The 21,417-nt window shown below is 70.8% G+C and carries 14 protein-coding genes; 7 read left to right on the plus strand and 7 right to left on the minus strand.

The genetic code is table 11. From position 1 onward, the window contains the following. The first annotated feature begins 12 nt into the window (after positions 1–12). Complete coding sequence (locus ABZ865_RS28515) at positions 13–948, plus strand: ADP-ribosylglycohydrolase family protein (protein WP_361236254.1); 936 nt, start codon at positions 13–15, stop codon at positions 946–948. 43 nt (positions 949–991) lie between these two features. Here the strand turns inward: ABZ865_RS28515 and ABZ865_RS28520 are convergent, their stop codons facing one another. After that, entirely contained in the window at positions 992–1,618 is a 627-nt protein-coding gene (locus tag ABZ865_RS28520; RefSeq protein WP_361236257.1) for a TetR/AcrR family transcriptional regulator, read from the minus strand. A 207-nt stretch (positions 1,619–1,825) separates the two neighbouring features. Here ABZ865_RS28520 and ABZ865_RS28525 point away from each other — a divergent pair, with 207 nt between their 5' ends. From ABZ865_RS28525 to ABZ865_RS28540, 4 genes are all read left to right on the plus strand, one after another. Further along, positions 1,826–2,740 (plus strand): ABC transporter permease, encoded by a 915-nt coding sequence (locus tag ABZ865_RS28525; protein WP_361236260.1) that lies wholly within the window; start codon positions 1,826–1,828, stop codon positions 2,738–2,740. Next, positions 2,733–3,575 (plus strand): ABC transporter ATP-binding protein, encoded by an 843-nt coding sequence (locus ABZ865_RS28530; protein WP_361236263.1) that lies wholly within the window; start codon positions 2,733–2,735, stop codon positions 3,573–3,575. The genes ABZ865_RS28525 and ABZ865_RS28530 overlap by 8 nt, the downstream gene beginning before the upstream one ends. Positions 3,576–3,704: 129 nt before the next feature. Continuing rightward, positions 3,705–5,918 (plus strand): CDP-glycerol glycerophosphotransferase family protein, encoded by a 2,214-nt coding sequence (locus ABZ865_RS28535; RefSeq protein ID WP_361236266.1) that lies wholly within the window; start codon positions 3,705–3,707, stop codon positions 5,916–5,918. Then, positions 5,915–7,582: a glycosyltransferase family 2 protein gene (locus ABZ865_RS28540; RefSeq protein WP_361236269.1), complete on the plus strand. Its 1,668-nt coding sequence runs from the start codon at positions 5,915–5,917 to the stop codon at positions 7,580–7,582. Before ABZ865_RS28535 ends, ABZ865_RS28540 begins: the two co-directional genes overlap by 4 nt. A gap of 68 nt (positions 7,583–7,650) precedes the next feature. On the opposite strand, the gene ABZ865_RS28545 is transcribed toward ABZ865_RS28540, so the two are convergent. The 3 genes from ABZ865_RS28545 to ABZ865_RS28555 all read right to left on the minus strand — a co-directional run bounded on the left by ABZ865_RS28545 (position 7,651) and on the right by ABZ865_RS28555 (position 14,717). After that, the gene (locus tag ABZ865_RS28545) at positions 7,651–9,120 is read right to left on the minus strand and encodes a hypothetical protein (protein WP_361236272.1); all 1,470 of its coding nucleotides are present in this window, start codon (positions 9,118–9,120) and stop codon (positions 7,651–7,653) included. After that, on the minus strand, positions 9,101–9,592 hold the full coding sequence (locus ABZ865_RS28550; protein WP_361236275.1) for a GtrA family protein: 492 nt from the start codon (positions 9,590–9,592) through the stop codon (positions 9,101–9,103). Before ABZ865_RS28550 ends, ABZ865_RS28545 begins: the two co-directional genes overlap by 20 nt. Before the next feature lie 169 nt (positions 9,593–9,761). Beyond that, positions 9,762–14,717 (minus strand): NAD-glutamate dehydrogenase, encoded by a 4,956-nt coding sequence (locus ABZ865_RS28555; protein ID WP_361236278.1) that lies wholly within the window; start codon positions 14,715–14,717, stop codon positions 9,762–9,764. 764 nt (positions 14,718–15,481) lie between these two features. Here ABZ865_RS28555 and ABZ865_RS28560 point away from each other — a divergent pair. Next, positions 15,482–16,048: a DJ-1/PfpI family protein gene (locus tag ABZ865_RS28560; RefSeq protein ID WP_361236281.1), complete on the plus strand. Its 567-nt coding sequence runs from the start codon at positions 15,482–15,484 to the stop codon at positions 16,046–16,048. 169 nt (positions 16,049–16,217) lie between these two features. Here ABZ865_RS28560 and ABZ865_RS28565 read toward each other — a convergent pair whose 3' ends face one another. Beyond that, positions 16,218–16,895, minus strand: a complete 678-nt coding sequence (locus ABZ865_RS28565) for an HAD family hydrolase (protein WP_361236284.1) — start codon at positions 16,893–16,895, stop codon at positions 16,218–16,220. A gap of 57 nt (positions 16,896–16,952) precedes the next feature. Then, on the minus strand, positions 16,953–17,465 hold the full coding sequence (locus ABZ865_RS28570; protein WP_361236286.1) for a hypothetical protein: 513 nt from the start codon (positions 17,463–17,465) through the stop codon (positions 16,953–16,955). 291 nt (positions 17,466–17,756) lie between these two features. On the opposite strand from ABZ865_RS28570, the gene ABZ865_RS28575 reads away from it, so the two are divergent. After that, positions 17,757–18,305, plus strand: coding sequence for an Rv3235 family protein (locus tag ABZ865_RS28575; RefSeq protein ID WP_361236289.1), 549 nt, complete (start codon positions 17,757–17,759; stop codon positions 18,303–18,305). 95 nt (positions 18,306–18,400) lie between these two features. Here ABZ865_RS28575 and secA read toward each other — a convergent pair whose 3' ends face one another. After that, entirely contained in the window at positions 18,401–21,217 is a 2,817-nt protein-coding gene (secA, locus tag ABZ865_RS28580; protein WP_361236292.1) for a preprotein translocase subunit SecA, read from the minus strand. Between the last annotated feature and the right edge of the window lie 200 nt (positions 21,218–21,417).

Here is a 21,417-nt window from a genome sequence, read left to right on the forward strand (position 1 = left end):
TAAGCTCCCCGGATGACCGCTCTCTCACGCACCGAACGCGCCGTCGGCGCCCTTCTCGGCTCCGCCGTGGGCGACGCCCTGGGGGCGCCCTTCGAGTTCGGCCCCGAAGGCGCCTTCTCGGCCCGCTTCCCGCGGCCCGGGCACGGCGGCGAGATGTGCGGGGGCGGCGGCTGGGATCCCGGCGAGGCGACCGACGACACGCAGATGGCGGTACTGACCGCCGAGTCGCTGCTGGAGCGGGGCGGGCTGGACCTGCCGGACCTCTTCCGGCGCTTCCAGCGGTGGGCGGCGGCCGAGCCGAAGGACATCGGGCTCCAGACGGAAGCCGTGCTGAGCAGCGGCGATCCCTGGGACACGGCGGCGGCTCTGCACTTTCAGGTCAGCCAACGGGCGGCCGGGAACGGGGCGTTGATGCGGGCGGCCCCTTCGGCGGTGCACTTCGCCCGCCACGGCCGGGAGGCCACGATGGACGCCGCCCGCCGGCTGTCCGCCCTCACCCACGGCGATCCGGCGGCCTGGGAGGGCACGGCCGTCCTGCACGAGCTGGTCCGGGTCGCCCTGACCGGCACGGATCCGCTCGCAGCCGTACCCGACACCCTCGCCGTCCTCCGTGCCGACCAGCGGGACCGGTACGCGACCGTTCTCGCCCCCGACTGGCACCCCGACCTGGCCACGGAGTTCAACGGCGCGGTCTGGCCCTGCCTCGGCTCGGCGGTCTGGGCCCTGCGCACCACGGCGTCCTACGAGGAGGCGGTCCGCGCGGCCGTCGACCTCGGCGGCGACACGGACACGGTGGCGGCGGTCACCGGGGCGCTGGCGGGAGCGGTCCACGGGGCCGGGGCGGTGCCGCCGCGCTGGGCCGAGGCCGTGCACGTGCCCCTGCCGGGGTTCGGCGAGCGGGTGCTCCGGGCGCGGGATCTGACCGACCTCGCCCGGCGACTGGCGTGACCGCGAGCAGAACGCCCCCGGCCTGCCGCAGTGCAGGGTCCTCTTACAGCGCCTTCAGTGCGCCCGCTGTCGCTCGGGCCAGGTTGTCCAGGTAGCCCTTGGGCAGTTTGGGGGTGCGGATGACCACCGAGCGCCAGTACAGGGGGCCGGAGATGAGGTCGAGGGCGAGGTCGGCGTCGAGGCCGGCGCGGACCTCGCCCCGCTGTTCCGCCGCCGCGACGATCTTGCTGGCGACGCCGTCCTGGCCGTCCCGGAGGGCCTTCTGCAGGGCTTCGGCGATGTCGGGGTTGCGGGCCGCCTCGGCCTGGAGGTCGGGGATGATCTGGGAGGCGACGGGGTGGCGCAGGGCGCGGGAGGTCACCTCGTAGAGCAGGCGCAGGTCGCCCTCCAGGGAGCCCGTGTCGGGGACCGGCAGGCCCAGGACCGCCATGGCCGAGACCACGTCGAGGACGAGGTGCAGCTTGGAGCGCCAGCGGCGGTACACCGCCGTCTTGCCGACACCCGCCCGCCGCGCGATGCCCTCGATGGACATGCGGGCGTAGCCGACGGCCGCCAGCTCCTCGAAGACGGCCGCGCGGATGGCCTCGGTCACGTCCTCCCGGAGCACGGCGGCCCCGGCGGGTGCCCGGCGGCGCGGACGCGTCGAGGGCTCGTCGGCGTTGGTCGTCATGCGGACCAGCATAGGGCGTTACGACGAAACGGTTGCGTTCCGACGTCGGATGGGCCTAGTCTCGCGTTGCGACGATACGGTCCCGTCCCGACGTAAGAGAACGTGAAGAGAAGCGTAAGGAAACGCCGGGCGACGGACGGGGACCGCACAGGCCCGGCGCGAGCCGGACCCCGCACCACCCCCCTCCCCCGAGCGAAAGCAGCGGATGTGAGCCAGGTCCTCGACACACCGCCCCCGACCCAGGTCTCAGCCGACGACGACCTCGCGGCGCTGGCCGCCCGGCACGGCCTCTCGGTCAGCGGCGCCCGCCCCTCCCTGCCGGAGTACGTCGGCCAGCTGTGGGCCCGCCGTCACTTCATCACCGCCTTCGCCACCGCCAAGCTCACCGCCCAGTACAGCCAGGCGAAGCTCGGCCAGGTCTGGCAGGTCATGACCCCGCTGCTGAACGCGGCGGTCTACTACTTCATCTTCGGCGTCCTGCTCGGCACCAAGCAGCAGGTGCCCGACTACGTGCCGTTCCTGGTCACGGGCGTGTTCATCTGGACGTTCACGCAGAGCTCGATCATGGCGGGCACCCGCGCGATCTCCGGCAACCTCGGCCTGGTCCGCGCCCTGCACTTCCCGCGCGCCGCCCTGCCGATCTCCTTCGCGCTCCAGCAGCTCCAGCAGCTGCTGTTCTCGATGGCCGCGCTGCTCGTCATCCTGCTCTGCTTCGGCGTCCCGGTCTCCGCCTCCTGGCTGCTCGCGATCCCCGCGCTGGTGCTGCAGTTCGTGTTCAACGCCGGCGTGTCGATGATCATGGCGCGGATGGGCGCGAAGACCCCGGACATCGCCCAGCTGATGCCGTTCATCCTGCGTACCTGGATGTACGTCTCCGGCGTGATGTGGAGCATCGACAAGCTGACCAAGAAGGGCGATCTCCCGCACGTCGTGACGATCCTGCTGCAGGCCAACCCGGCCGCCGTCTACATCGACCTGATGCGGTTCGCGCTGATCGACAGCTTCCACGCACACCAGCTGCCCCCGCACGTGTGGGCCACCGCCCTGTTCTGGGCCCTGCTCGCCGGCGTCGGCGGCTTCATCTACTTCTGGAAGGCTGAGGAGAGGTACGGCCGTGGCTGACACCGCGAACGACAAGATCCCCACCGTCGTCGCCGACCGCGTCGACATCGTCTACCGGGTCAACGGCACCGGCGCGGGCCGCGGCTCCGCCACCGCCGCCCTCAACCGCATCCTGCGCCGCAAGCAGGCCGAGAAGGCGGCCGGCGTGCGCAAGGTGCACGCCGTGAAGAAGGTGTCGTTCGTCGCCTACAAGGGTGAAGCGATCGGACTCATCGGCACCAACGGCTCCGGCAAGTCGACCCTGCTCAAGGCCGTCGCCGGCCTGCTGCCCGTGGAGAACGGCCGCATCTACACCGACGGCCAGCCCTCCCTGCTGGGCGTCAACGCCGCCCTGATGAACGACCTCACCGGCGAGCGCAACGTCTTCCTCGGCGGCCTCGCCATGGGCATGTCCCGGGAGCAGATCAAGGAGCGCTACCAGGACATCGTCGACTTCTCCGGGATCAACGAGAAGGGCGACTTCATCACCCTGCCCATGCGGACGTACTCCTCCGGCATGGCCGCCCGCCTGCGCTTCTCCATCGCCGCGGCCAAGGACCACGACGTCCTGCTCATCGACGAGGCCCTGGCCACCGGCGACCGCAAGTTCCAGGTGCGCTCCGAGGAGCGCATCCGCGAGCTGCGCAAGCAGGCCGGCACGGTGTTCCTGGTCAGCCACAACAACAAGTCCATCCGCGACACCTGCGAGCGGGTGCTGTGGCTGGAGCGCGGCGAGCTGCGCATGGACGGGCCGACCGAGGACGTCCTGAAGGAGTACGAGGCCTTCACCGGAGACAAGAGCGACAAGGCCAAAAAGCCCGCGCCGAAAAAAGCCGCCCCGGCACCCACAACCTGAAGCGCCCTCGGCTCGTCTTACTTCGTAAGCAAAGCTCTTACCTCAGGCGTGGTTATCCCTTTCATCCCTCTAGTCACAGTATGTTAGGAAAGGTGCCCCTGAGACGACGAGCCGAAGGAGTCCTCCGTGATGCCCCAACTCAGCGTGATCGTCTACGGACCGAACGCCCAGGGGCATCTCACCGAGCTACTCGACTCGTTGGAGGCCCGCCCGGTCCCGGACACCGAGCTGATCGTCGCCGCGGTCGGCGACTGGGCGCGGGAGACCGCCGAGGCCCACGCCCCCGAGACGGTCGTGGTGCCCCTGCCCGACGGCACCGGTGACGCGGCGGCCCGGGCGGCGGGCGCCGCGCGGGCGTCCGGCCGCTGGCTGCACTTCGTCCACGCCAAGGACGGCCTGCCCGCCGGGTCGTCCCGGCTGATCATCGAGCGGACCGCCGAGCTGGACGACGCGGACAGCGCCGAGCGCGCCGTGGACGTCCTCCTCCTCGACCACGTCACCACCACCTGGCGGACCGCCGCCACCCCCTCCCGCGACGGCCGCCTCCTCGCCGGCGCCGGCCGCACCGACCTCGCCCTGAACGACGCGGCCGACCTGCTCCGCCTCACCCCGCTGCTCGGCACCCGCGTCCTGCGCGCCGCGTTCTGGCGGGCGCACGAGGACCGGCTCACCACCGACGACGAGCCGTACGCCGCCCTCGCGGCCCTGCTGTACGCCGGCCGCGTCGCCTGCCTGAACCAGGCGGCGTACGAGAACCGGGTGCTGCGCCCCGAGAGCCTGCCGCCGCGCGGCGCCGAGGACCGGTTCGCGCTGATCGACCGCTACGAGTCGCTGCTCCCGCTCGCCCGGGACCGCCGCGCCGCCCGCGTCGTGCTGTACGACCTGATGGTCCGTGACCTGGTGCGCACCTTCGCCCGCGAGGACCTGCCCGACGCCGTGGCCCGCGAGTTCTTCCGCCGCGCCTCGCTGGCCGCCGTCCGCTGGCGCCCCGAGGGCCACCGGCGCCCGGCCGGCCTGGAGGGCATCCGGCACGCGCTGCTCGAAGAGGGCGCCTACACGCGGTACCGCGCCTTCCAGGCCGCCAACCGCACCCGCCGCGCGGCCCGGAAGGCCGTGCGGTCCCGTAGGCGCCAGTTCGGCGCGAAGGTCCGCGACCACCAGTACCGGCGCGCGCTGAGCCGCCCGGTCGATCCGAACCTCGCCGTGTTCACGGCCTACTGGGACCGCGGGATCTCCTGCAACCCGGCCGCGATCGCCGCCAAGCTCGCCGAACTCGCCCCGCACATCCGCAGCGTGTGGGTGGTGAGCAAGGAGAACACGGCCCTCCTCCCGCCCGGCACCGACCACGTCGTCCCCGGCACCCGCCGCTACTGGGAGACGCTGGCCACCGCCAAGTACCTCACCAACAACGTCAACTTCCCCAATTCGGTGGTCAAACGCCCCGACGCGATCCACCTCCAGACCCACCACGGCACCCCGCTCAAGCGCATGGGCCTGGACCAGATGGACCACCCCGCCGCCGCCAAGGGCCTGGACTTCGCCGCGCTGCTCGCCCGCATCGACAAGTGGGACTACAGCGTCAGCGCCAACAGCCACTCCACCCGCATGTGGCAGCGCGCCTACCCGGCCCGCTACACCTCCCTGGACCACGGCTATCCGCGCAACGACGTCTTCTACACCGCCGGCGCAGCCGACGTCCGCGCCGCCCGCGAGCGCCTCGGCATCGCCCCCGGCAGGAAGGCCGTCCTCTACGCCCCCACCCACCGCGACTACGAGGCCGGCTTCACCCCCCGCCTCGACCTCGCCGCCCTCGCCGACCGCCTCGGCGAGGACACGGTCCTCCTCGTCCGCGCCCACTACTTCTACGGCGGCGCCGCCTCCCCGCTGACCGGCCTGCGCCGCTCCGGCCGGATCATCGACGTCTCCTCCTACGACCCCGTCGAGGAGCTGTGCCTGGCCGCCGACGCGCTGGTCACGGACTACTCGTCGATCATGTTCGACTACGCCAACCTCGACCGCCCGATCGTGATCTACGCCGACGACTGGGAGACGTACCGCACCACCCGGGGCGTCTACTTCGACCTGATGGCCGAGGCGCCGGGCCGGGTCGCCCGCACCCAGGAGGAACTGGCGGAGATCTTCCTCTCGGGCACCTGGCGCGACGAGGGCGCGGCCAAGGCGCGGGCCGCGTTCCGGCGCCGGTTCTGCGAGTACGACGACGGACGCGCCGCCGAAAGGGTCGTACGACGGGTGTTCCTCGGCGAACCCGAGGACGCGCTGCCCCCGGTGCTCCCGATCGAGGACCGCACCCCCGCCCCGACCCCCGAGGAGGCCACCGCATGACGACCCCCGACGTGACGGTCACGGTCATCGTCTACAACGACGCGGCCCGGCTGCCCCGCGCGGTCGCCTCCCTGCGCGCGCAGACCCACGCAAACATCGAGATCATCATCAGCGACGACCACTCCACCGACGAGACGCCCACGGTGGCGCGGGAGTTGGCCGCCCAGGACCACCGCATCCGCTACCTGCGCCTGCCCGAGAACAGCGGCGGCTGCAGCGCGCCGCGCAACCGGGCCGTCGAGATCGCCCGGGCGCCGTACCTGATGTTCCTGGACAGTGACGACGAACTTCCGCCGAAAGCGGTGGAGTTGCTGCTGGCCGCCCACCGCGAGCGCGAGGTGGACTTCACCATGGGCGCGGTACGGCGGGTCCGGGTGGACAACGGACGCCGCTCGACCTGGATGCCGCACCTGGTCGCCGAGCGCCGGACCGTGGAGGGCATCGAGTCCGACCCCCGGCTGCTGTTCGAGCACCTGTCGACGAGCAAGATGTACGCACGGGCGTTCCTGGACCGCCACCGGCTGCGCTTCCCCGAGGGCATCCACTACGAGGACCAGCTGTTCTCGGCTCAGGCGTACTGCCTGGCAAGGGCGTTCACGATCATTCCGGACCCGGTGTACGTCTGGTACATCGAGCCGTTCGCGGAAGCGGCGTCGGCGTCGATCTCGAACCAGCGGCACAAGATCTCCAACGTCCGTGACCGGGTGCATGTGCAGCGCCTGATCGACGAGTTCCTCGTCAGCAGGGGGCACGGATCCCTGCGCGAGGACAAGGACTTCAAGTTCCTCAAGCACGACTTCCGGATGTACGCGGGCGACCTGCCCTACCGGGACGACGAGTGGCTGGAGTCCTTCGCGGAGATCATGAAGCCGTACCTGGACACGCTGGCGGACGGCGCGTACGCCCGCCTTCCGCGCCCGGAGCGGGTGGTCCTCCAACTCCTGCGCGACGGCCGCCTCGACGACGTACGGCCGGCGGCGCGGGGCCTCGGCCACGGGGTGGCGCCGAGGCGGGTCACCGCCGACGGCACGGGCGCCACGTACTGGGGCGACACCGTCCCCTCCTCGGCCCGGGCCCGCCGCGAACTGGACGTCACGGACCTGGAGTTGGACACCCGACCGTTTCCGAGCGCGCACTTCCGGCACGAGATCACGGGGTTGACCTTCGGCGGGAGCGGCGCCGCGGTGACCCTCGCGATCCGCACGTACGACCCCGGTCTACGACTCCCCGTGGGCCCGCAGCGCGCGGCACTGGTGCTGGCCCCCGGCCGGCGCCGCCTGACCGTCCCCTTCCGGCTGGACCCGGTCCGTCCCGGCGTCTTCGAGGGCCGCGTCCACCTGGACCTGACCAGGGCTCAGCTCCCCCTCCACGGCTTCGAGGGCATCCGCCACCCGTTGCTCCGCCTGGAACAGCAGGGCCTGGCCCACTCGGGCCTCCTGCTCGCCCCCCTGGACTTCCCCGCCACCACTGCCCGGGTCGACTACCGCTCCGGCACCGCCCCCCATGACGTCACCATCGAACCGGAGGGCCGCAACCCCGGCCGCCTCCAGATCCGCTGGCGCCCGGCAGGCGTGACGGCCCGCGTGATCCGACCGATGGTCCAAAAAGTCGCCCGCCCGAAAGTCCGAGAGGCCGCGCGGCTGGTGGCAAGCGTGCTGAAGTAGCTGGGCCGATACCCAGCACCCGGCAAGCGCCGGTAAGCGTCCCCGCCCATGGCCGGCTGCAGCGCCGGTCAGCCTTGTACCTCGTACAGCACCTGCCCGCCCGGGCCACCGGCCACCTTGCGGAGCCACGGCTCAGCCGACCCACCCACGACCCACCGCACCCCGTACTCCCGCACTATCGCCCGCCGCCCGGAGGACGACGTATCCGCCGCGAAGTACTCCCGCACCGCCGCGTCCCGCCGCGCCGCATCCGGCAGGAACACGTCGGGATACCCGGGAGCCACGGTGTACGCCCCGTACGCGGGGATCTGCCGGGCCGGGAACTTCGGGGCCATGACCACGTCCCCGTACTTCACCCAGGGCGTGATCCAGTGGTACCCCACCCACGGCGTCCGGTACTTCGCCGCGACCGCACCGGGGAGCGCGTCCCGTCCGACGACGTATCCGAGCGTTCCCGCCTGCGCCCACGCCCCCACGGCCAGCGCGGCGCCGAGCACGCACGCCGAGCCGACCCGGACCGCCCGCTTGCCGGCCGACACCACCTCCAGCGCGGCCGCGAGCTGAGCCGGGATCAGGACCGCCGGCAGGGCGCGGCCCCACGAGTAGTGCCCGGTCAGGCCGCCCGCGGCGAACACCAGCACGCCGAGGAGGAAGAAGAGGACCAGGGGGTCCCGGTGGTCCCGCCGCCAGCGCAGGACAAGGGCCCCGACGCCGAGGAGGATCAGGCCGAACCGCCCGGGCACGTGGCGGTACAGGGAGCGGTGGATCGCCTCCAGGTCCGTGCCCGCGGAGAAGAGGGAGAAGAAGTCGTAATACGGCCAGAGCCCCAGCAGCAGCACGCCCACCGCGAGAGCGGCGCCGAGGCGCAGCAGCGTCCGTCTCCCCGGCCGTGCCGCGATCACCGTCGCCAGTGCGCCGAGGGACGCCACCACGCCGGTGAACTGATGGCACAGCAGGATCAGCGCCCACAGCAGACCCAGCCCCAGCCACTCGCCCCAGCCGGTCTCGGCGCGCAGCGCCCGCGTGAGCCATGCCCAGAAGTGGAAGGACAGCCCGATCGCGAACACGCTGGGGTACGCCACCGTCAGCGCGAGGGAGTTGAGGCCGATGAAGCCGCTCCAGTTGAACAGGACCGGGCCCCACAGGAAGAGCAGGCACAGGAGTGCCAGCGCGGGCGCCGCGCGGTGGGCGGTGAACGTGCGGACGTAGCTCCAGACGCCGGTGACCAGCAGCCCGAGCCCGACGAGCGCGCCGAGGCGCAGCACGACGAAGACCGACAGTCCGGTGAGCTTGGCGACGCAGCCGAGCACCAGCATCCACGGCGAGTAGTAGGGGCTCGGCGTGTCCGCGTCGACCAGCGGGTTCCCGGGGTGCAGCAGACTGTGCCGCAGCCGCTGCACGGTCGCCGCGTGCATGCCGAGGTCGCCGGCCCAGGGCAGGCGGACGATCACCAGGAGGACAAGGACCAGGACGAGCGCGGCGGCGGCCTGGGGCAGCGCCCGGCCGGCGCTCGTCGCACTACGCGGCTCGGCGCGCATCCTGCTGGAACACCCAGGTGCGGTAGACCAGGAAACGGAACGCGGAGGCCAGCACGATCGACCCAGCCTTCACGGCATTCGATTCGAACGCGCTGTGCAGTCCGAGCCCGCGATAACCGATCCAGAACAGGCCGCTTTCCATCACCACGCCGAGTCCGCTGAAGACGAAGAACAGCACGATCTGGCGGCGGGTGCGCGAGGACCGGTCGCGATAGGCGAAAAAGCGGAAGCCCAGGTAATTGGTCGCCATCGCGATACAGCTGGCCAGGACCGTCGCGGACATCGCCTGCCAAAGCAGGCCGTGCAGCAGCAGGTTGAACACCAGGAAATTGACGAGGACACCGCTGCCGCCGACGATCCCGAATTTCACGATCTCCAGCGCGACGCGCGTGACGGACCGGGCCGGAGCGGAGACCGGAGCCGATGCGGGCGCCGGTACTGCCGGGCGGGTCTCGGTGAGGTTCGCTGTCACAGCGCAGACCCTATCGGAAAAGCACCGATCAGCAGGAAACGGTAAATTCACCGCGCGTTTTTGCCTAAGGGTCGGCAAGAAGACAAGAAGAAAGGCGCCCCGGGCCTGACCGGCCCGGGGCGCCTTCAGCGTCGTACGGCCATCACCGCCGTACGGCTACCTCGTACGCCTACGAGTGCGTGCGCAGCAGCGTCCGCATCGTCCGCATCGCCACCGACAGGTTGGCGAGGTCGAAGGTCTCCGAACTGCGGATCTCCTCCAGGGTGGTGCGCGCCCGGGTCAGGATCGCGTTGTTCTTCTGCTCCCAGGACTTGAAGCGCTGCTCGGGCGTCGACGTGCCGTTGCCGACGGCGAGGATGTCCGCCGTGAGCGCCGCGTGGGCCGCGAAGAGGTCCTCGCGGATCGAGGCGCGCGCCATGGACTGCCAACGGTCGGCGCGGGGCAGCTCGATGATGCGGTCCATGAGCTGGGCGATGCCGAGGCGGTCGGCGAGGTCGTAGTAGACCTCGGCGACGTCCAGCGGCTCCTTGCCCATGCGGTCGGCCACCGAGACGATGTCCAGCGCCGGGAAGGCCGAGGAGAACCCGGCCACGCGGGCGGCCAGTTCGTCCGGGACGCCCGCCGCGGACAGCTCGTCGTACACGTGCTGGTACCACTCCAGGTCTGCGCCGCGCAGCAGCTTCGGCAGCTGTTGCCAGACCTGCTCGACCCGCTCGGCGAAGAAGTCGACCGTCTCGGCGAGCTCCAGCGGCTGCGGCCGGTTGTTGAGAAGCCAGCGCGTGCCGCGCTCGACCAGACGGCGCGAGTGCAGCCGGATGCGGGTCTGGACGGCCGCGTCGACCTTGTTGTCCAGCTCCTCGACCGCGTCCCACACCGGTGCCGAGCGGAAGATCGCGCGGGCCACGGTCTGGGCGCGGACGATCTCCTCCAGCGAGGCGCCGGTCTCCTCGCGCAGGCGGTGCAGGTACGTCGTACCACCCGTGTTGACCGTGTCGTTGACCAGCACGGTCGTGGTGATCTCGCGGCGCAGCGGGTGGCCGTCCACGGCCTCCGTGAACCGCTCGCGCAGCGCCGTCGGGAAGTACGCGTGCAGCAGGCCGCGCAGGTACGGGTCGTCGGGCAGCGAGGTCGCCAGCAGCTCCTCGGCGACCGTGATCTTCGTGTACGCCAGCAGGACGGCCGTCTCCGGGCCGGTCAGGCCGTGCCCGGCGCCGAGGCGCTCGCGGATCTGGCGGTCGGTCGGCAGAAACTCCAGCGCCCGGTCCAGGTGGCCCTCGTGGACCAGGTGGCGGATGTACCGCTGCTGCGCGTGCAGCATGTCCTTGGACTGGGCGAGGGCGTTGGCGATCGCCACGTTCTGCGCGTAGTTGTTGCGCAGCACCAGCGCGCCGACCTCGTCGGTCATCTCGGCGAGCAGCTTGTTGCGCTGCTTGACGGTCATGTCGCCGTCGGCGACCAGGCCGTTCAGCAGGATCTTGATGTTCACCTCGTGGTCGGAGGTGTCCACGCCGGCGCTGTTGTCGATCGCGTCGGTGTTGATCTTGCCGCCGTGGCTGGCGAACTCGATGCGGCCGAGCTGGGTCAGGCCCAGATTGCCGCCCTCGCCGACGACCTTGACCCGCAGGTCCCCGCCGTCGACACGGATGGCGTCGTTGGCCTTGTCGCCGACGTCGGCGTTGGACTCCGCCGACGACTTCACGTAGGTGCCGATGCCGCCGTTCCACAGCAGGTCCACCGGGGCGCCCAGGATCGCCTTCATCAGGTCGGCCGGGGTCATCTTGGCGATCTTGTCCTCGATGCCCAGCGCCTCACGAATGTGGCTGTTGAGCGGGATCGCCTTGGCGCTGCGCGGGAAGATCCCGCCGCCCGCCGACAGCAGCTCGGTGTTGTAGTCGGCCCAGCTGGAACGGGGCAGCTCGAACAGACGGCGGCGCTCGGCGTAGGAGGTGGCCGCGTCCGGGGTGGGGTCGATGAAGATGTGCCGGTGGTCGAAGGCGGCGACCAGGCGGATGTGTTCGGAGAGCAGCATGCCGTTGCCGAACACGTCACCGGACATGTCGCCGATGCCGACGACCGTGAAGTCCTCGGTCTGCGTGTCCACGCCCAGCTCACGGAAGTGCCGCTTCACGGACTCCCAGGCGCCGCGGGCGGTGATGCCCATGCCCTTGTGGTCGTAGCCCGCGCTGCCGCCGGAGGCGAAGGCGTCGCCGAGCCAGAAGTTGTACTTCTCGGCGACCCCGTTGGCGATGTCGGAGAACGTCGCCGTGCCCTTGTCGGCCGCGACCACCAGGTAGGTGTCGTCCTCGTCGTGGCGCACCACGTCCTGCGGCGGCACGACCTCGCCGGCCACCATGTTGTCGGTGATGTCGAGCAGCGCCGAGATGAACGTCTTGTAGCTGGCGATGCCCTCGGCCAGCCACGCGTCCCGGTCCACGCTCGGGTCGGGCAGCTGCTTGGCGACGAAGCCGCCCTTGGCGCCGACCGGCACGATGACGGTGTTCTTCACCATCTGCGCCTTGACCAGGCCCAGGATCTCGGTCCGGAAGTCCTCGCGCCGGTCGGACCAGCGCAGACCGCCGCGCGCGACCTTGCCGAAGCGCAGGTGCACGCCCTCCACCCGCGGCGAGTACACCCAGATCTCGTACGCCGGGCGCGGCGCGGGCAGGTCCGGGATGGCCTGCGGGTCGAACTTCATGGACACGTACTCGTGCGGCTGCCCGCCGCGCGCCTCCTGGAAGAAGTTCGTGCGCAGGGTGGCCTTGATGACGGTCAGGAAGGAGCGCAGGATGCGGTCCTCGTCGAGGCTCGCCACCTGGTCCAGGGCCGCGTCCAGCTCCTCCAGCAGCGCGTCGGTGATCTCCAGGCCGGCCTTCTGCCGGTCCGGGGACATCCGCGCCTCGAACAGCGAGACGAGCAGCCGGGTGGTGTGGACGTTGTTGCGGAGGGTGTCCTCCATGTAGTCCTGGCTGAAGGTGGAGCCGGCCTGCCGCAGGTACTTGGCGTACGCGCGCAGCACCGTCGCCTGCCGCCAGGTCAGCCCGGCGCTCAGCACGAGGGCGTTGAAGCCGTCGTTCTCCGCCTTGCCGGTCCAGGTCGCGGCGAACGCGTCCTGGAACCGCTCACGGCCGCCCTCGCCGAGGTAGTCGCCGGTGCCGCCGACCGACGACTTGGGCAAGCGCAGGCCGAAGTCGTAGATCCAGGCGGTGGTGCGGTCCGCGCAGCGCAGCTCGTACGGCCGCTCGTCCACGACCTCGACGCCGAGGCGGTTGAGCACCGGCAGCACCGCGGACAGGGAGACCGAGCCGCCCTTGCGGTAGATCTTGAAGCGGCGCTCGTCCGGGGAGGCGCCCACCGGCTCGTACAGGCTGAGCGAGAAGTCGTTGCCCTCCTCGTCGCTGAGCCGCTCCAGGTGGACCAGGTCGGCGACCGCCGCGCGCGGGGTGTGGTCGGCCTTGTAGCCCTCCGGGAAGGAGTTGCCGTTGTTGTAGCGGCGCAGCAGCTCGGCGGCGTGCTCCTCGCCGCACTCGGCGGTCAGCGCCTCGGCGAACCCGTCGGCCCAGGAGCGGGCGGCCTCGACCAGGCGGGCCTCGATGCGCTCCTTGTCGGCGTCGGACAGCTGGGGCAACTCGGTGCCGGGCTGGACGCGGATCACGAAGTGCAGCCGGGACAGGATCGACTCGGTGTTCCAGGCGGTGAAGTCGACGCTGATGCCGCCGAGCTCCTCCTTCAGGATGTCGATGATCCGCAGCCGGACGCCGGTGGTGTAGCGGTCGCGCGGCAGGTAGACGAGGGCCGAGTAGTAGCGGCCGTACTCGTCCTGGCGCAGGTAGAGCCGCAGCCGGCGGCGTTCCTGCAGGTAGAGGACGCTCGTCGCGATGGCCTGCAGCTCGGCGGGCGGGGTCTGGAACAGCTCGTCGCGCGGGTAGGTCTCCAGGATCTGGAGCAGGTCGCGGCCGTCGTGGCTGTCGGGCGAGAAGCCGGCGCGGTGCAGGACCTCGTCGACCTTGCGCCGGATGACCGGGACGCGGCGGACGGACTCGGTGTAGGCGGCGGACGAGAACAGGCCGAGGAAGCGGCGCTCGCCGATGACGCTGCCGTCCGCGGCGAACTTCTTCACGCCGACGTAGTCCAGGTACGACGGGCGGTGCACGGTGGCGCGGCTGTTCGCCTTGGTCAGCACCAGCTGCTTGTGCTCGCGGGCCTTGGCGCGGGCGTCGGCCGGCAGCCGCTCGAAGGAGGGGCTGACCGGGTGCTGGTCGTCCTCGGCGTGCTTCGGGTCCGAGCGCAGTATGCCGAGACCGGTGCCGGGCACGGCGGCGAGCGTGTCGTCGTCGCGCAGCTGGTACTCGCGGTAGCCGAGGAAGGTGAAGTGGTCGGCGGCCAGCCAGCGCAGCAGCTCGCGGGCCTCCTCGACCTCGGGCTTGGGCAGGTCGACCGGATGGGGCTCGCTCTCCAGCTCGTCGGCGATCCGGGTCGCCGCGTCCCGCATCTTCTCCCAGTCCTCGACGGCCTCACGGACGTCGGACAGCACGCGCAGCAGATCGACGGTGATCTGCTTCAGGTCGGCGCGGTCCGTCTCCCGGTCGATCTCGACGTGGATCCAGGACTCGATGTGCGCGTCGTGCGGGAGGTCGCCGGTGGGCGCGGTCGGCAGCACCTCGATGAGCTTGCCGGTGAGGTCACGGCGGACCACGAACTGCGGGTGGATGACGACGTGGATGCCGCGCCCCTGCCGGGTCAGCTCATTGGTGACCGAGTCGACGAGGAAGGGCATGTCGTCGGTGACGACCTCCACGACCGTGTGGCTGCAGGTCCAGCCGTTCTCCTCCACGGTCGGGGTGTGCACCCGGACGTTCGCGGTGCCCTGGGGGCGGTTCTCGGCGAGACGGTAGTGCGAGACCGCGGCACCGAAGGCGTCGACCGGGTCGCGGTCGGCCAGGTCTTCCGGTGCGGTGTGCAGGTAGTAGCGCTGGAGGAACGCGAGCACGGATTCGCTGTCCGGGGTGCCGGTTGTGCCCTCGCTCGTCGTCCCAGTCGGTAGGTGCCCCCCGACCGGGCTGTTCTCAGCTACCCGAGCGGCCCGTTCGAGCAGCTCGGCCTTGGCTTCGTCCAGCTTGGTCTGCATTGTCCTCTGGCTCCTGTCGCGCGCCGTTGCGTGACGTAGAAGGAAAAACGGTGCTTTCCCCTCCGGCTCGACGCCACGGCCCGGGATGTCCGGTCCGATCCGACGCTATGCCGCGAGGTGAGATGAGCGGGGGGAATTCGGCCATTGTCGACACATCCGCCGGGTGTGACGCTGCTCTCGGCACTGCCGTCTCCCGGACCGCCGTCGGCGTCCTGGGGGCTTCGGCGCCCCCGTCCCGCCCGCGAGGACCAGCGACCGCCGCCCGGTCACGGAGGTGTTCCGTGCAACCCGGGCGCAGGGCAGGAGCGGAAGCGCCCCCGCGAGATATCGCGCTGATCACGCCACCAGGCTATCGCTCATTACCCCGGGCCCGTCATGAGCCGTATGTGTACAAAACCGAGGGGTGAAGTTTGACGTTCTGCACAGGGGCGGAGCGGGGCCGGGTGACGTATTCAGCCATCTGGCGGGTGGCGGCGGTGCCGGGTGCATGCGTGCATGCGGGATGCACGGGGGTGCAGGGGCCTGCGTGCCGGGTGCATGCGCGGTGCAGGGCCTGCATGCGGGGGGAGGGGCCGGCTGGCAGGGTGCAGGGCTGCGAGGCCGCGGATCCCGTGCGCATCGGTCGCGTCCGGACGGCCGGGGACGCACCCTGAAAGCGACGGGCCCTCTTGGCAAGCGCGCCGCGCCGAGGCACGTTGCCGTGGACAGCGCCCGTCCCCCGCGGAGGGGCCGTGCCCAGTACGGCCCGTGCAGGAGGAGCCGACATGCCCGCGAAGATCCTCATCATCACCGGCGACGCAGCGGAGTCCCTGGAAGTCCTCTACCCCTACCAGCGCCTGCGCGAGGAAGGCTACGACGTCGACATCGCGGCCCCCACCCGCAAGACGCTCCGCTTCGTCGTCCACGACTTCGAGCCAGGCTTCGACACCTACACCGAGAAGCCCGGCTACACCTGGCCCGCCGACCTGGCCTTCTCCGAGGTCGACCCCGGCGACTACGCGGCCATCGTCGTCCCGGGCGGCCGTGCCCCCGAGTATCTGCGCAACGATCCCGAACTACGCAAGATCCTCAAGGCCTTCTTCGACGCGGACAAGCCTGTCGCCCAGATCTGCCACGGCCCCCTGGTCACCGCCGCGATCGACAGCCTGCGCGGCCGCAGGGTCACGGCGTACCCGGCGCTGGAGCTGGACATGCAGTCCGCCGGGGCCCACTTCGAGGACGCGGAGGCGGTGGTCGACGGCACCCTGGTCTCGGCCCGTGCCTGGCCGGACCATCCGGCATGGATGCGGGAGTTCCTGAAGGTCCTCCGGGCCAAGGCGCCAGTGACCTGACGCCCCACGGTGCGGCGGACGGCCGACGGCGAGCGACCTGACGGCCAGCGGCGCCAGGCGGCGAGCGGCGGCCGACGCCGGGCGGCTGGCGGTGCGCGGCGGGCGCCCTGTGCGCGGCGGGCGAAGCCCATCTCCGCCCGGCCGCGGCCGCCGCGGCCGGGCGCTTCGCTCACGCCACCAACCGCTGTGCCTCCGCCACCGCCTCGGCCAACGTGTCCACCACCGGCACCCCGACCTCCTCCAGGCTGGCCCGGCCGTGCGACCCCCCGGTGTAGAGCACGGCCCGGGCCCCCACGTGCCGAGCGGCCACCGCGTCGTCCGCCGCGTCCCCGATCACCACGGTCCGCGCAGCCTGCACCCCACCGGCCACCAGGGCGAGCGCCTCCAGATGCCGCACCATGTGCTGCGCCTTGCTTCCCCCGGACGGCCCCGTCCGCCCGTCGACGCGTATGAAGTGCGCCTCGATACCGAAGCCCCGCACGAGCGGCACCAGCTCCTCGTGCCCGTACATGCTCAGCAACGACTGGCTGTGCCCCGCCGACCCCCACTGCGCGAGCAGCTCGGCCGCCCCCTCGGTCAGCCCGCAACGCACCCGGTGCTGGGCATAGTGCTGATGGAAGACCCTGTCCATCAGCTCCCACTCGGCATCGGTCGGCAGCCGGCCCAGCAGCCGCTCGTAGAACTTCGGCACCGGCACGCAGTACAGCGCCCGGTACTGCTCCAGCGTGATCGGCGCCAGCCCCAGCTCGGCGAAGGCGGCGTTCGTCGCCCCGATGATCGCGTCATTGTCGTGGAACAGCGTCCCGTTCCAGTCCCAGACAATGTGCGCGCTTCCGTGCTTCCCCATGCCCAGAACCGTACCCGCCACCTCTGACAATCCCGGCAGGCGACGGATCGCCGCAGGTCAGCCCAGGTCCACCAGGTTCGGGATCTCCTGCGTGGCGAACCACAGCAGCTCATGGTCGTCGGCCCCGTCCACGACGAACTGCGCGTCGTCGTCCCCGGCGTCGGCCGCCTCCAGCGCCCGCGCCGCCGCGGCCACGTCCTCCTGCGCGTCATCGGCGTCGACATGCACCGCGGCCGCCTTCGCGAGCGGGACCGTGACGGACACTGTCACCTCGCCCAGCGTGGCCGGATCGAGCCCCCGGTCCGGGTCCACGCGCGCCGCGCTGTCCGGCACGTCCACGGCGACCACGACCCGGCGCCGTACCGCGCCCGCGTCGACCGCCAGCAGCCGCAGCGAGGCCAGCGCGGCCCGGCTGAGCGCGGCGTACTCCAGTTCCTCGAGGTCGTCGGAGACGTACCACTCGCGCAGCGCGGGCGTGACGGCGTACGCGACGAAGGGGCCGCTCCCCAGCTCACCCGTCTTGTGCGCCTCGGCGAGACCGGGGAGGGTCAGGGGGACGTAGACGCGCATGGCTGGCCGCTCTTTCCTGGTCACCGACGGGCCTTCAGGATACGTGCGGCCGTCCCCTTTCGAGTCCCCGCCCGCACCCCTGACGACGTCCACCCCACGCCCCGCACCTCACCCGGTCCAGCTGCGCAGCCACGGGGATTCCGCCTTCCCGCACCACCCGGATAAGTGAACGCGCCAGGCCCCTGACCCGCGGCCGCGTCTTCCTTGCCCTGCTGGTCCCGGCCCCCGTACAAGATCCCCACCAGCGAGTTACCGCCCGGTATCGCCCGGGCCGGCCGAACGGGGACCCGTATGAACAAGGTCATGAGCCGCAAGCCCCAGCCGCAACCACGCCCGCGCCACCGCCCACCGACCCGCCGCGACTCCCGCCGCCCCGGCAGCGCACCGCCCCGGACTCCGATCAGGGGCAACGGCGACACCACCGCGAAGCAGCAGAGCACGACCCCCTCCACCCGAACCGCGCACACGCCTCCCACGGCGACTACGACAGCCGTCCCGGCCTATCGGCCCACCGACCTCTTCGCCGACCGTCTGCTGGCCGTCCTGAGCGGCCGGCGCCCCGTCCACTGGATGCTCCGCCACACCGCGGGCCGCGCCTACGACGACCTCGCCCACCTCGCCGAACACAGCCCGCTGCGCACGCGCGGCACCCGACCCGTCGTCCACGACATCGGTTACTACGTCCCCAGCGCCGGCGCCCTGGAAGTCTTCGCCCGCATCGCCGCCGGCTCCCGACTCCGCGCCATGGCCTTCCGCCTCGAAAAAGGCCCAGATCTCCGCTGGCGCTGCACAGCAGTAGACCTGGGCATCCCCCTCCCCCCACGCACCCCCGAGGACTGACACCCCACAGGCCCTCGTAGTGGCCCAAGCCAAGGGGCCGGGCTCCCCGAAGGAAGCCCGGCCCCAGGGCCACGGCTAAGGCACCGCAGGTCGCGTTACTTCTTGCGGCGCCGCCCACCCTGCTTGGCCTGCCGGCGCCGCTCCGCCCGCGTCAGCCCGTCCGCCTCGGACCGCACCGGCTCGTCGTCCTCGAGGTCCCGCTCAAGGATGCCGCCCTCACCGTCCACGGTGGGCGCGGAGAAGTGCAGATCCCGCCGCTGCGGAACATCCAGCCCCTTGGCCCGGATCTCCGGACGCGCACCCGCCTGCGCCGGCACCGTGTCCTGGACGGCACCCTCGGCCACCGGCTGGACCTCCTCGACCGGAACCTCCTCGACCTGCTGCTCGACCTGGACCTCCAGGTTGAACAGGTAGCCGACGGACTCCTCCTTGATGCCGTCCATCATCGCGGTGAACATGTCGAAGCCCTCGCGCTGGTACTCGACCAGCGGGTCCTTCTGCGCCATCGCGCGCAGGCCGATGCCCTCCTGGAGGTAGTCCATCTCGTAGAGGTGCTCGCGCCACTTGCGGTCCAGGACCGACAGCACGACCCGCCGCTCCAGCTCCCGCATGATCTCGGAGCCGAGCTGCGTCTCACGGGACTGGTACTGCTCGTGGATGTCGTCCTTGATGGACTCGGAGATGAACTCGGCGGTCAGACCGGCGCGGTCACCGGCCGCCTCCTCCAGCTCCTCGATGGAGACCTTCACCGGGTACAGCTGCCGGAAGGCGCCCCACAGCCGGTCCAGGTCCCAGTCCTCGGGGAAGCCCTCGGCGGTCTCGGCGGCGACGTACGCGTCGATCGTGTCGTCCATGAAGTGCTGCACCTGCTCGTGCAGGTCCTCGCCCTCCAGGACGCGGCGGCGCTCGCCGTAGATGACCTCGCGCTGCCGGTTGAGCACCTCGTCGTACTTCAGGACGTTCTTACGGGTCTCGAAGTTCTGCTGCTCGACCTGCGACTGCGCGGACGCGATCGCGCGCGTGACCATCTTGTTCTCGATCGGCACGTCGTCCGGCACGTTGGCCATGGACATCACGCGCTCGACCATCTGCGCCTTGAACAGACGCATGAGGTCGTCACCCAGCGACAGGTAGAAGCGGGACTCGCCCGGGTCGCCCTGACGGCCGGAACGACCGCGCAGCTGGTTGTCGATACGGCGCGACTCGTGCCGCTCGGTGCCGAGCACGTAGAGACCGCCGAGCTCCTCGACCTCGTCCTTCTCGGCCTTGACCGCGAGCTCCGCACGCTCCAGAGCGGCGGGCAGGGCGTGCGCCCACTCCTCGATGTGCTCCTCGGGGTCGAGGCCGCGCTGGCGCAGCTCCGCCTCGGCGAGGTCCTCGGGGTTGCCGCCGAGCTTGATGTCCGTACCACGGCCGGCCATGTTGGTGGCCACGGTCACGGCGCCCTTGCGGCCGGCCTGGGCGACGATCGAGGCCTCGCGCTCGTGGTGCTTGGCGTTCAGCACCTCGTGCTGGATGCCGCGCTTGCTGAGCTGCTGGGACAGGTACTCCGACTTCTCGACGGACGTCGTGCCGACGAGGATCGGCTGGCCCTTCTCGTGCTTCTCGGCGATGTCGTCGACGACCGCCTCGAACTTGGCCACCTCGGTGCGGTAGATCAGGTCCGACTGGTCCTTGCGGATCATCGGCTTGTTCGTCGGGATCGGGACCACGCCGAGCTTGTAGATCTGGTGGAACTCGGCGGCCTCGGTCATCGCCGTACCGGTCATGCCGGACAGCTTCTTGTAGAGGCGGAAGAAGTTCTGCAGGGTGATCGTGGCGAGCGTCTGGTTCTCGTCCTTGATGTCCACCCCTTCCTTCGCCTCGATCGCCTGATGCATGCCCTCGTTGTAGCGGCGGCCGGCGAGGATACGGCCGGTGTGCTCGTCGACGATCATGACCTCGCCGTCGATGACGACGTAGTCCTTGTCCTTCTTGAAGAGTTCCTTGGCCTTGATGGCGTTGTTCAGGTAACCCACGAGCGGGGTGTTCACCGACTCGTAGAGATTGTCGATGCCCAGCCAGTCCTCGACCTTGGAGACGCCGTTCTCGTGGATGGCGACCGTGCGCTTCTTCTCGTCGACGTCGTAGTCGCCGGTCTCCTCGATGCCCTTGAGCGGGTTGCCCGCCTCGCCCTTCTTCAGGCGCGTGACCAGCTTGGCGAAGTCGCCGTACCACTTGGTGGCCTGGTCGGCCGGGCCGGAGATGATCAGCGGCGTACGGGCCTCGTCGACCAGGATGGAGTCGACCTCGTCGACGATGGCGAAGTTGTGGCCGCGCTGGACGAGCTCGTCCTTGGACCACGCCATGTTGTCGCGCAGGTAGTCGAAGCCGAACTCGTTGTTCGTGCCGTACGTGATGTCGCACTGGTACTGCTCGCGGCGCTGGGCCGGCGTCATGTTGGCCAGGATGCAGCCGACGCTCAGGCCCAGGAACTTGTGGACGCGGCCCATCATCTCGGAGTCGCGCTCGGCCAGGTAGTCGTTGACCGTGATGAGGTGGACGCCGTCGCCGGAGAGGGCGTTCAGGTACGCGGGCAGCGTGCCGACGAGGGTCTTGCCCTCACCGGTCTTCATCTCCGCCACATAGCCGAGGTGCAGGGCGGCGCCACCCATCAGCTGCACGTCGTAGTGCCGCTGGCCGAGGACGCGCTTGGCGGCCTCACGGACGGTGGCGAACGCCTCGGGGAGCAGGTCGTCCAGGCTCTCACCGTCGGCGTAGCGCTGCTTGTACTCCTCGGTGAGGGCGCGCAGCTCGGCGTCGGAGAGGTCGACGAAGTCCTCTTCGATGGAGTTGACCTGGTCCGCGATGCGGTGCAGCTTGCGCAGGATCTTGCCTTCGCCTGCACGCATGATCTTCGAGAGGACGGACACGGGGGCTGGTCTCCTTGCCGGTCGGGCCTGGGACGGTCGGTTTTCGATTTGACGTACTGAGCAACGGCCATCGTATGCGAGGACCCCGCTGTGCCGGGAGGCCTGGCGGTTCGACGGGCTCCTTCACCCTGGACAACGGGTGGCCCCTGCGGATAGTGCCGCATCGGCCCAAGGAATTGCGCGAATTGTGATGGCGCGCT

This window comes from Streptomyces sp. NPDC047085 (genome assembly GCF_040643735.1).
Classification (GTDB): Bacteria; Actinomycetota; Actinomycetes; order Streptomycetales; family Streptomycetaceae; genus Streptomyces.

Excerpts from the sequence above, each read along its gene's own strand:
- ABZ865_RS28540 (WP_361236269.1), top strand. The coding sequence starts at position 5,915 with ATGACGACCCCCGACGTGACGGTCACGGTCATCGTCTACAACGACGCG.
- ABZ865_RS28565 (WP_361236284.1), bottom strand. The coding sequence starts at position 16,895 with ATGGGGAAGCACGGAAGCGCGCACATTGTCTGGGACTGGAACGGGACG.
- ABZ865_RS28545 (WP_361236272.1), bottom strand. The coding sequence starts at position 9,120 with ATGCGCGCCGAGCCGCGTAGTGCGACGAGCGCCGGCCGGGCGCTGCCC.
- ABZ865_RS28515 (WP_361236254.1), top strand. The coding sequence starts at position 13 with ATGACCGCTCTCTCACGCACCGAACGCGCCGTCGGCGCCCTTCTCGGC.
- ABZ865_RS28535 (WP_361236266.1), top strand. The coding sequence starts at position 3,705 with ATGCCCCAACTCAGCGTGATCGTCTACGGACCGAACGCCCAGGGGCAT.
- ABZ865_RS28520 (WP_361236257.1), bottom strand. The coding sequence starts at position 1,618 with ATGACGACCAACGCCGACGAGCCCTCGACGCGTCCGCGCCGCCGGGCA.
- ABZ865_RS28555 (WP_361236278.1), bottom strand. The coding sequence starts at position 14,717 with ATGCAGACCAAGCTGGACGAAGCCAAGGCCGAGCTGCTCGAACGGGCC.
- ABZ865_RS28570 (WP_361236286.1), bottom strand. The coding sequence starts at position 17,465 with ATGCGCGTCTACGTCCCCCTGACCCTCCCCGGTCTCGCCGAGGCGCAC.
- ABZ865_RS28575 (WP_361236289.1), top strand. The coding sequence starts at position 17,757 with ATGAACAAGGTCATGAGCCGCAAGCCCCAGCCGCAACCACGCCCGCGC.
- ABZ865_RS28560 (WP_361236281.1), top strand. The coding sequence starts at position 15,482 with ATGCCCGCGAAGATCCTCATCATCACCGGCGACGCAGCGGAGTCCCTG.